The following is an 11154-nucleotide window of genomic DNA, read 5'->3' on the forward strand; positions in this document are numbered from 1 at the left end:
CGGCGCCGCCGCCCCTGATCCCAGGCCGATTCGAACATTAGGGTGGACGCATGCCTTTCTCCGTTGCCGTGGCCGGCGCGAGTGGTTACGCCGGTGGTGAGCTGTTGCGCTTGCTCGCCGAGCATCCCGACTTCGAGGTGCACACCGTCACCGCGTTCCAGAACGCCGGTCAACGTCTCCTCTCGGTCCAGCCGCACCTCCGCTCCCTCGCACACCTGACCCTGGTCGAGACGACGCCCGAAGTCCTTGCGGGCCACGACGTCGTGTTCCTCGCCCTGCCCCACGGCAAGTCCGGGGCGATCACGGCTCAGTTGCCCGACGACACGCTCGTCGTGGACTGCGGAGCCGACCACCGACTGACCGACGAATCCGCCTGGCAGGCGTTCTACGGTGGCGAGTTCTACGGGGCGTGGTCGTACGGCCTCCCCGAACTCGTCCTCGGCGACAGATCGGGCCGTCAACGAGACGCCCTGGTCGGGGCCACGCGCATCGCGGTACCCGGCTGCAACGTCACGGCCGTCACCCTGGGTCTCGCGCCGGGGGTCCAGGCAGGCGTCGTCGAGACCTCGGACATCGTCACCGTGCTGGCCGTGGGCCCGTCCGGGGCGGGCAAGGCGTTGAAGACGCACTTGTTGGCCAGCGAGCTGATGGGGTCGGCGTCCGCCTACGGCGTGGGCGGCAGTCACCGTCACGTCCCCGAGATCCAGCAGAACCTGCGCGCGGCCGGCGCGACCGAGGTGAACGTCTCGTTCACGCCGGTGCTGGTGCCCATGTCTCGGGGCATCCTCGCGACGACGACCGCCCGTCTGGCGCCGGGGGTGACGGCCCACGACGTCCGGTCGGCCTGGCAGCAGGCCTATGCGAACGAGCCCTTCGTGCACCTCCTGCCCGAGGGAGAATTCCCGCGCACGGCCGACACGATCGGGGCGAACACGGCCTTGATCGGTCTCGCCGTCGACGAGGCCGCCGACCGCGTCGTCGTCGTCACCGCGATCGACAACCTCGTCAAGGGCACGGCCGGCGCCGCCGTCCAATCCGCCAACATCGCCCTCGGCCTGCCCGAGACCACCGGCCTCGGCCAGAACGGAGTCGCCCCGTGAGCGTCACCGCAGCAGCCGGGTTCGAGGCTTCCGGCGTCGTCGCCGGCCTCAAGAGCACGGGCGCGCCCGACGTCGCCCTGGTCGTCAACCGTGGTCGCAGCACCGCCGCGGCGGCCGTCTTCACCAGCAACCGGGCGAAGGCGAACCCCGTGCTCTGGTCTCAACAGGTGGTCGCCGACGGTCGTGTCGACGCGGTCGTCCTGAATTCCGGAGGCGCGAATTGCTTCACGGGTTCGTTCGGCTTCCAGACGACCCACTCCACGGCCGAGACCGTGGCTGCGGCTCTCGACCTGTCGGCGACGGACGTCCTCGTCTGCTCGACGGGCCTGATCGGCGTCGGGGACCAGACCTTCCGTGACAAGGTGCTCGCCGGGTCCACCGCCGCGGCCGGTGCTCTGTCGGCCGACGGTGGGCTCGACGCGGCCACGGCCATCATGACGACCGACACCAAGCCCAAGCAGGCGATCGTCGCGGGCGACGGCTGGGTGGTCGGTGGCATGGCCAAGGGTGCCGGCATGCTCGCTCCCGGCCTCGCCACGATGCTCGTGGTGCTCACGACCGACGCCGAGGTCGACGCGTCGGGTCTCGACTCCGCGCTCCGAGAGGCCACCCGGGTCACCTTCGACCGCCTCGACTCGGACGGGTGCATGTCGACGAACGACACCGTCGTGTTGCTGGCCAGCGCCGAGTCCGGTGTCGCGCCTCCTGCCGACGACTTCGCGGCGGCGGTCACGGCGCTGTGTGCCGACCTCGCCGAACAGCTGCAGGCCGATGCCGAGGGCGCCTCGCACGACATCCGCATCGAGATCGTGGGGGCGGCCTCCGACGACGACGCCGTCGAGGTCGGTCGGTCCATCGCGCGCAACAACCTGTTCAAGGCGGCCGTCTTCGGCAACGACCCCAACTGGGGTCGGGTGCTCGCGGCGATCGGCACCACCTCGGCCGAATTCGACCCCTATGACGTCGACGTGACCATCAACGGCGTCCGGGTCTGCCACGCCGGTGCTCCCGACCGACCGAGCGACGAGGTCGACCTCACCCCGCGGGCGGTGCACGTGCTCGTCGACCTCAAGACGGGCCCGGTCGAGGCGACCATCCTGACCAACGACCTCACACACGACTACGTGCACGAGAACAGCGCGTACTCCAGCTGATGGGCGTCCACACGAACACCGGCGCCACGGCGGCCGACGAACAAGAGCTGGCTGCGGTCAAGGCCTCGACGCTGATCGAGTCCCTGCCCTGGCTGAAGCGCTTCTCGGGCAAGGTCGTCGTCGTCAAGTTCGGCGGCAACGCCATGGTCGACGACGCCCTGAAGCAAGCGTTCGCCGAAGACATGGTGTATCTGCGGTACGCCGGGCTGCACCCGGTGGTCGTCCACGGTGGGGGGCCCCAGATCTCCGCCGCTCTCGACGCGGCCGGCATCGAGAGCGAGTTCCGGGGTGGCTACCGCTACACGTCGACCGAGGCGATCTCGGTCGTGCGTGACGTCCTGGCCGGTGAGGTCAACCGCGAAATCGTCGACCTCATCAACGAGCACGGCGATCTGGCCCGGGGCGTCTCGGGTGAGGGCTCGACCTTGTTCGAGGGTCGCAAGCGCGGTGTGGTGGTCGACGGCGAGACCTTCGACCTGGGCCACGTGGGCGATGTGACGCATGTCGACCCGTCCTCGGTGCTGGCCGAGGTCGAGGCGGGGCGCATCCCCGTCGTCTCGTCGATCGCGACGAACCCGGTCGAGCCGGAGCACGCCCTCAACGTCAACGCCGACGCCGCGGCCGGAGCTCTGGCCATCGCCCTCGGTGCGGCGAAGCTCGTCGTCCTGACCGACGTCGCGGGGCTCTACGCCGACTGGCCGAACCGCGACTCGCTCGTCGAGGCCATCACGGTCTCGGCCCTCACCGACATGCTGCCGACCCTCGAGTCGGGCATGATCCCCAAGATGCGCGCCTGCCTCGACTCGGTCGTGGGCGGCGTGGGCGGGGCGACCATCATCGACGGTCGCATCCCGCACTCGATCCTCCTCGAGGTGTTCACCCAGCGTGGGTCGGGCACCGAGGTGGTCCCCGACGACCGGGCGGCGTCCACCGGCGCCCCCGTCGTCACCTCGTTCGGCACGTCCGCCGGCGAGATCGTCACCACCGGGGGCACCGCCCCGGATGGCCCTGCCGCGAGCGGCACCGACACGAAAGGACAGTCGTGACCATGATCCAGACCCAAGGCGGTACCTGGCAGCGCCGATTCGGCGACTCGATGATGCGCTCGCTGTCCACTCCGAAGGTGATGCTCGACCGCGGCGAGGGCTGTCAGGTGTGGGACGTCGACGGCAAGCGCTACCTCGACTTCCTGGCGGGCATCGCCGTGAACGCCCTCGGACACGCCCACCCGGTGCTCGTCGAGGCGCTCACCGAGCAGGCGAGCAAGCTGATCCACGTCTCCAACTACTTCGCGACGGCCCCTCAGGTCGAGCTCGCCGAGCGGCTGACCCGTATCAGCGGCGCGGGCGAGCGTGGGCGTGTCTACTTCGGCAACAGCGGAGCCGAGGCCAACGAGGCCGCGGTCAAGCTGGCGCGTCTCAACCGCGGCGACGGCACCCGCACCCGCGTCCTGGCCCTGCAGAACTCGTTCCACGGGCGCACCATGGGATCGCTCGCCCTGACCGGCAAGCCGGCCCTGCGCGAGCCGTTCGAGCCGATGATGCCCGGGGTCGAGCACATCGACACGACCGTCGAGGCCCTCGAGGCGGCCCTCGACGGTACGGTGGCGGCCCTGTTCGTCGAGCCGATCAAGGGGGAGGCCGGCGTCGTCGACCTGCCCGAGGGTTATCTCGAGCGCGCCCGCGAGCTCACCACGAAGCACGGGGCCCTGCTGATCCTCGACGAGATCCAGACCGGCATCGGCCGCACCGGCTCGTGGTTCGCCTTCCAGCAGCACGACATCGTCCCCGACGCCATCACCGTCGCCAAGGGCATCGCCGGGGGAGTCCCCATCGGTGCGCTCATCACCTTCGGTGACGCGTCCGACCTGTTCGAGGCCGGGCAACACGGCAGCACCTTCGGCGGCAACCCCCTCGCCACGGCCGCGGCCAACGCGGTGCTCGGCGAGATCGAGGCGAGCCAGCTCGTGCTCAACGCGATCGTCCGCGGTGACCAGCTGCGGGCCGCAGTCGGGTCCATCGGTTCGCCCCTCGTCCGCGAGGTCCGGGGCAAGGGCCTCCTGATCGGCCTGGGGCTCGCGAAGCCCGTCGCGGCCCGGATCGCCGCCGACGCCCTCGAGGCCGGCCTCATCGTCAACGCACCGAACGACTCGAGCATCCGCCTCGCGCCTCCGCTGATCGTCGGCGACGACGAGATCGCCGAGTTCACCCAGATCATGACCACCGTCCTGAAAGGCCTCGAATGACCCGCCACTTCCTCCGGGACGACGACCTGACCACGGCCGAGCAGCTCGAGGTGCTTGACCTCGCCGACGAGCTCAAGCGCGATCGTTGGTCGCAGCGCCCGCTCGCCGGTCCGCAGACCGTCGCCGTCATCTTCGACAAGTCGTCGACGCGGACGCGGGTGTCGTTCGCGGTCGGCATCGCCGACCTCGGCGGCAGCCCGTTGATCATCGCGACGGCGAACAGCCAGCTGGGTGGCAAAGAGACCCCGTCCGACACGGCACGCGTGCTCGAGCGCATGGTGTCGGCCATCGTCTGGCGCACCTACGCCCAGGCCGGGCTCGAAGAGATGGCGGCCGGGACGACCGTCCCCGTCGTCAACGCGCTGAGCGACGACTTCCACCCGTGCCAGCTGCTCGCCGACCTGCAGACCATCCGCGAGAAGAAGGGCACGCTCGCCGGGCTCTCGGTCGCCTTCGTCGGTGACGGCCGTTGCAACATGGGCCAGTCGTACCTGCTCGCCGGTGCGACGGCCGGCATGCACGTCCGCATCGGCGCCCCCGAGGGCTTCCTGCCCGATCCGACCGTCATCGCCGACGCCGAGGCGATCGCCGCGCGCACGGGCGGTTCGGTGCTGGTCACGACCGACGCGATCGAGGCCGTCTCCGGCGTCGACGTGGTCGTGACCGACACCTGGGTCTCGATGGGCAAAGAAGACGAGAGGGACGAGCGCGTCGCCGTCTTCGGGTCGTTCAAGGTCGACGAGGCGTTGATGGCCAGGGCCGACGACGACGCGATCTTCCTGCACTGCCTCCCCGCCGACCGCGGGTACGAGGTCACGGCCGACGTCATCGACGGCCCGACCAGCGTCATCTGGGACGAGGCCGAGAACCGGCTCCACGCCCAGAAGGCGCTGCTCACCTGGCTGCTGGCCCGCTGAGCAACCCCACCACCTCACACGTAGACACACCCACACCACACAAGGAGAACCATGGCGGAACGCGTCGTCCTCGCATACTCAGGAGGCCTCGACACCTCGGTCGGCATCGGCTGGTTGGCCGATGCCACCGGAAAAGAGGTGGTCGCCCTCGCGGTCGACGTCGGACAGGGCGGTGAGGACATGGAAGACATCCGTCAACGCGCCCTCGACTGCGGTGCCGTCGAGTCGGTCGTCGTCGACGCCAAAGAGGAGTTCGGCACCGACTACCTGATGCCGGCCCTCAAGGCCAACGCGCTGTACCAGAAGACCTACCCCCTCGTCTCGGCCCTCAGCCGCCCGCTGATCGCCCGCCACCTCGCGTCGGTCGCCAAAGAGCTGGGCGCGAACAGCGTCGCCCATGGCTGCACCGGCAAGGGCAACGACCAGGTCCGCTTCGAGGCGGCCGTCGCGGCCCTCGCGCCCGACCTCACGAGCATCGCCCCGGTCCGCGACCTGGCCCTCACCCGCGACAAGGCGATCGTGTACGCCGAAGAGCACAACCTGCCCATCCGCCAGAGCGCCAAGAACCCCTACTCGATCGACAAGAACGTCTGGGGTCGGGCCGTCGAGACGGGCTTCCTCGAGGACCCGTGGAACGCTCCGATCGAGGACCTCTACGAGTACACACAAGATCCGGCGGTCGTCAAGGACGCCGACGAGGTCGTCATCACGTTCGAGGCCGGCGTCCCGACCGCGATCGACGGCGTGGCGTTCACCCCCCTCGGCATCGTCGAGCGCATGAACGAACTCGCGGGCAAGCACGGTGTCGGTCGCATCGACGTCGTCGAGGACCGCCTCGTCGGCATCAAGAGCCGCGAGGTCTACGAGGCCCCCGGCGCGATGGCCCTGATCGCCGCACACGAGGCGCTCGAGGCCCTGACGATCGAGCGCGATCTCGGCCGCTACAAGCGCGGGGTCGAGGCCGAGTGGTCGAACCTCGTCTACGACGGTCTGTGGTTCTCGGGCCTCAAGCGTTCGCTCGACGTCTTCATCGACGACACGCAGAAGTACGTCTCGGGTGAGATCCGCCTCAAGCTGCAGGGTGGCCGTGCCGTCGTCACCGGTCAGAAGAGCGATGCGAGCCTCTACGACTTCGACCTCGCCACCTACGACACGGGTGACACCTTCGACCAGTCCCTGTCCAAGGGCTTCATCGAGATCTGGTCGCTGCCCAGCAAGATCTCGGCTCGTCGCGATCTGGCCCACGGGGCGTGACCGAGGGCATCGGGTTCGGCGACGGGCCCGGCAAGAACGAGCGCGCGGGTGAGGCGGGCGCCCTGTGGGGCGGCCGCTTCGCCTCCGGGCCGTCCGCCGAACTCGCGGCGCTGAGCAAGTCCACGCAGTTCGACTGGCAGCTGGCCTCGTACGACATCGCGGGGTCCCGGGCGCACGCCCGGGCCCTGGCGGCGGCCGGGTACCTCGACGGTTCGGAGCTCGACGCGATGACCGCGGCACTCGACCGGCTCGAATCGGACGTCCTGGACGGCTCGTTCACCGCGGCCGAGTCCGACGAGGACGTGCACTCCGCGCTCGAGCGAGGGTTGATCGGCATCGCCGGCGTCGAACTCGGAGGCAAGCTCCGGGCAGGGCGCAGCCGCAACGACCAGATCGCCACGCTCGTGCGCTTGTACCTGCGCGACCACGCCCGGGTCATCGGTAAGCAGGTCGTCGATCTGGTCGACGCCCTCGCGGGGCAGGCGACGGCCCACCCGGCGGCGGTCATGCCCGGCCGCACGCACCTCCAGCACGCCCAGCCGGTCCTGCTCGCGCACCACCTGCTCGCCCATGCCTGGCCCCTGGTGCGTGACCTCGAGCGCCTGCGCGACTGGTCGCGCCGGGCCGGCGCCTCGCCCTACGGTGCGGGTGCCCTGGCCGGCAGCTCCCTCGGGCTCGACCCGTTGCTCGTGGCGACGGATCTCGGCTTCGACCGGACGACCGAGAACTCGATCGACGCGACCGCCAGCCGCGACGTGGTGTCCGAGTTCGCTTTCGTCATGGCCTCCATCGGCATCGACCTCTCCCGGCTCGCCGAAGAGATCATCCTCTGGAACACTCGCGAATTCGGCTTCGTCCGTCTGCACGACGCGTTCTCGACCGGGTCGAGCATCATGCCGCAGAAGAAGAACCCCGACATCGCCGAGTTGGCCCGAGGCAAGTCCGGTCGCCTGATCGGCAACCTGACGGGTCTGCTCGCGACGCTCAAGGGGCTGCCCTTGGCGTACAACCGCGACCTGCAAGAAGACAAAGAGCCGGTGTTCGACTCGGTGTCGCAGCTCGAGGTGCTGTTGCCGGCCTTCACGGGCATGGTGGCGACCCTCGACTTCGACGAGCAGCGCATGGCCGCTCTCGCGCCGCAGGGGTTCTCGCTGGCGACCGACGTCGCCGAGTGGCTGGTCCGACAGGGCGTCACCTTCCGCGACGCGCACGAGATCAGCGGTGAGCTGGTCCGCTTCTGCGAGCAGCACGACCTCGAGTTGCACGAGCCCAGCGACGAGCAGTACCGGTCGATCTCGGCGCATCTGACGCCCGAGATCCGCCCGGTCCTGACGGTCGAGGGGTCCATCGGCAGCCGTCGGGGCGTCGGCGGCACGGCTCCCGAGCGCGTGGCCGAGCAGCTCACCCAGCTGACCGAGCAGATGCGACTCCTCGTGCAGGCAATCGACCCGGTGGCGACGTGAGCTCTCGTGGACCAGGGTCTCGTGACGACCGGCCGACCCGTGCCTGGATCGTGCCGGTCGTCATCGCCGTCGCCGTGGCGGTCCTGGTCGCCGTCGTCGTGATCGCCCTCGTCGAGGGGCAGCGCTTCTTCTGAGCGCCACCGATCCGGGGACGGGGGAGCGGTGACCCCGACACCCGCTGACGACGCGCTCGCGTCCCTGCTGGCCGGACCGGCGCTGGAGGTCGCGCCGCGCCTCCTCGGCTCGATCTTCTGGTCGGGCCCCGTGGGCGTGCGCCTGACCGAGGTCGAGGCTTACCACGGTCAGGGGCAGGACCCCGGCTCGCATGCCCACCGCGGACGCACGGCCCGTAACGGCAGCATGTTCGAGGGTGGCGGGACGCTCTACGTGTACCTGTCGTACGGCATCCACCGTTGCGTCAACATCGTGTGCGGGCCCGACGGCTACGCATCCGGTGTGCTGTTGCGCGCGGGTGAGGTCGTCGAGGGGGTGGACGAGGCGACCGTGCGTCGGGCGACGTCGCGGACGCCGTCCGATCTCGCGCGTGGTCCCGGCCGGCTCGGGTCCGCTCTCGGCATCGAGTTGGGTGACGACGGCTCGCGTCTGGTCGCCGACACCCCCGGTCAGGGGGCGCGGTTCCGCTTGCGCCTCCCGTCCGAACCGGTCGGCCCGATCGCCGCCGGCCCGCGTGTCGGTGTGTCGGGTCATGCGGGCGGGGACGCCTTCCCCTGGCGGTTCGCGCTCGAGGGCGATCCCACGGTCTCCCCGTACCGCGCCGCCGTCTCGCGACGGCGCGGAGGGGCGTGAGGGCCGCGACGGTCGCCGCTGGTAGCGTTTCGCGGGTGACCAGTGAAACGACCGCAGACGTCCTGGCCGCCCAGCGCAACGATCCCTCGTTCGACGACGTGTGGGACGAATTGCAATGGCGTGGCCTGGTGCACGTCTCGACCGACGCCGATGCCCTGAAGGCCCTCCTGGCCGGCCCACCGATCACGTACTACTGCGGCTTCGATCCCACGGCGCCCAGCCTGCACCTGGGCAACCTCGTGCAGTTGCTCACCATGCGTCGGCTCCAACTCGCGGGTCACCGGCCTCTGGGTCTCGTGGGTGGGTCGACCGGTCTCATCGGTGATCCGCGTCCGACGGCCGAGAGGGTGCTCAAGACGCCCGAGCAGACGGCCGAGTGGGTCGACCGCATCCGCGTCCACGTCGAGAAGTTCCTCTCGCCCGAGGGTGTCAACGGGCTCCGAGTGGTCAACAACCTCGACTGGACGTCACCGCTCAGCGCCATCGAGTTCTTGCGTGACATCGGTAAGAACTTCCGCGTCAACACGATGCTGAAGAAAGACGCCGTGGCCGCACGGTTGAACTCCGACGCCGGCATCAGCTACACCGAGTTCAGCTACCAGATCCTTCAGGGTCTCGACTTCCGCGAGCTCTACCGCAGTCATGACTGCGTCCTGCAGACCGGCGGCAGCGATCAGTGGGGCAACCTCACGAGCGGTACCGAGCTGATCCGCCGCACCGAGGGCGTCTCGGTGCACGCGATCGGCACGCCGTTGATCACGAACACCGACGGTACGAAGTTCGGCAAGAGCGAGGGCAACGCCGTCTGGCTCGACGCCGAGCTGACCAGTCCCTACGCCATGTACCAGTTCTGGCTCAACACCGACGACGCCGACGTCGTCTCGCGACTCAAGGTGTTCACGTTCCTCTCGCGCGACGAGATCGAGCGCCTCGAACGGGCAGCGGCCGACGAACCCTTCCGTCGGGAGGCGCAGCGAGCCTTGGCCTGGAACGTCACGTCCCTGGTCCACGGCACCTCGGCCACCCGGTCGGCCATCGACGCCGCCGCGGCCCTCTTCGGTCAAGGCGACCTCGCCGCCCTCGACCAGCAGACGCTCGCCAGCGCGGTCGCCGAGTTGCCGTCAGCCACGGCGGACGCAACGACGACCATCGCTCAGGCGCTGGTCGAGACGGGACTCGTCTCCTCGCTCGGTGCGGCTCGCCGAGCCACGGCCGAAGGCGGCGTCTACGTCAACAACGCTCGCGTCGAGAACGGTGACGACCTCCTGGCCGACCACCGGCTCGGCGGGGGAGTGGTCGTGCTGAGGCGCGGCAAGAAGACGCTGGCCGGCGTGACCGTGACGGCCTGATCACGGGTATACCCAGCCGCCACGAAGCCCGCTCTCCTCGTCGAGGGAGCGGGCTTCGTCGCTGTCCAGGTTCGGCTCGTGGGGCCCAATCCCTGATTTTCCGGGCCTTGCCGAGGCGACACGCCCGGGATGCGCGAGGATTTGGGGGTGGGGCCGAGGCCCTGTGTAAAGTAATCCGAGTCAGCCCAAAGGTGCGGCGGAGCGGCCAGGACAGCGACTAGAAATGGTCCAGATCCGGAGCTTACCGGCCTCAAGCGGTGACATCCTCCCCGAAGCCAAGTCGTTTACGACTTGAGAATCGTGTGGTAGGGTTTCAAATCCATCCTCTGGTTCACACCAGGCGCTGGTCTTCACCAGGTGAAGATCGGAAATCGAGTCAGTTTGACTTGGTCCACCGGGATGGTATGGTTCCACAGCAGCTTCGAGCAAAGGTCTTACAGACCGGGACTCGAGTGCGTTTGGTCCTTGAGAACTCAACAGCGTGCACATTGTCAAATGCCAAATTATACCCTGGCATTGCTTGTCGCTTCATCTTTTGGTGGGGTTGTGAGTGGTGTTTAGGTTTCTTTGAGATTGATGGACAACAACAATCGTCAGATTGTTTTGTTCTTTAGTCAGCATCAAATTCAGCAGTCATGGCCTATTCCGGTTGTGCTGTTTTTTCTTTTACGGAGAGTTTGATCCTGGCTCAGGACGAACGCTGGCGGCGTGCTTAACACATGCAAGTCGAACGATGAACTGGAGCTTGCTCCAGGGATTAGTGGCGAACGGGTGAGTAACACGTGAGTAACCTGCCCTTGACTCTGGGATAAGCGCTAGAAATGGCGTCTAATACCGGATACGAGCTTCAGCCGCATGGCTAGGA

10 protein-coding genes and 1 rRNA gene are annotated in these 11154 nt (G+C 68.5%); all 11 read left to right on the top strand.

The genetic code is table 11. The features are described 5' to 3' along the window. Positions 1-50 precede the first annotated feature (50 nt). Complete coding sequence (gene argC / locus HRF36_RS13590; protein ID WP_173210733.1) at positions 51-1100, top strand: N-acetyl-gamma-glutamyl-phosphate reductase; 1050 nt, start codon at positions 51-53, stop codon at positions 1098-1100. Beyond that, positions 1097-2254 (top strand): bifunctional glutamate N-acetyltransferase/amino-acid acetyltransferase ArgJ, encoded by a 1158-nt coding sequence (gene argJ, locus HRF36_RS13595; protein WP_173210735.1) that lies wholly within the window; start codon positions 1097-1099, stop codon positions 2252-2254. Before argC ends, argJ begins: the two co-directional genes overlap by 4 nt. Further along, positions 2254-3300: an acetylglutamate kinase gene (gene argB / locus HRF36_RS13600; RefSeq protein ID WP_173210737.1), complete on the top strand. Its 1047-nt coding sequence runs from the start codon at positions 2254-2256 to the stop codon at positions 3298-3300. Before argJ ends, argB begins: the two co-directional genes overlap by 1 nt. Positions 3301-3302: 2 nt before the next feature. Then, positions 3303-4499, top strand: a complete 1197-nt coding sequence (locus HRF36_RS13605; RefSeq protein WP_173210739.1) for an acetylornithine transaminase — start codon at positions 3303-3305, stop codon at positions 4497-4499. Then, entirely contained in the window at positions 4496-5416 is a 921-nt protein-coding gene (argF, locus tag HRF36_RS13610; RefSeq protein ID WP_173210741.1) for an ornithine carbamoyltransferase, read from the top strand. The genes HRF36_RS13605 and argF overlap by 4 nt, the downstream gene beginning before the upstream one ends. Positions 5417-5467: 51 nt before the next feature. Next, entirely contained in the window at positions 5468-6670 is a 1203-nt protein-coding gene (locus HRF36_RS13615; RefSeq protein ID WP_043594141.1) for an argininosuccinate synthase, read from the top strand. Next, entirely contained in the window at positions 6667-8133 is a 1467-nt protein-coding gene (gene argH, locus HRF36_RS13620) for an argininosuccinate lyase (protein WP_371740186.1), read from the top strand. Before HRF36_RS13615 ends, argH begins: the two co-directional genes overlap by 4 nt. After that, positions 8130-8267 carry a hypothetical protein gene (locus HRF36_RS13625; protein WP_173210742.1) on the top strand — a complete coding sequence of 46 codons (138 nt, stop codon included), beginning with the start codon at positions 8130-8132 and terminating at the stop codon, positions 8265-8267. The genes argH and HRF36_RS13625 overlap by 4 nt, the downstream gene beginning before the upstream one ends. Before the next feature lie 28 nt (positions 8268-8295). After that, entirely contained in the window at positions 8296-8940 is a 645-nt protein-coding gene (locus HRF36_RS13630) for a DNA-3-methyladenine glycosylase (RefSeq protein ID WP_173210744.1), read from the top strand. A gap of 35 nt (positions 8941-8975) precedes the next feature. Continuing rightward, complete coding sequence (tyrS, locus tag HRF36_RS13635) at positions 8976-10289, top strand: tyrosine--tRNA ligase (RefSeq protein WP_371740188.1); 1314 nt, start codon at positions 8976-8978, stop codon at positions 10287-10289. A gap of 665 nt (positions 10290-10954) precedes the next feature. Continuing rightward, positions 10955-11154, top strand: a 16S ribosomal RNA gene (locus tag HRF36_RS13640); the annotation flags it as partial.

The organism is Frigoribacterium sp. VKM Ac-2836, assembly GCF_013248995.1.
Lineage (GTDB): Bacteria > Actinomycetota > Actinomycetes > Actinomycetales > Microbacteriaceae > Frigoribacterium.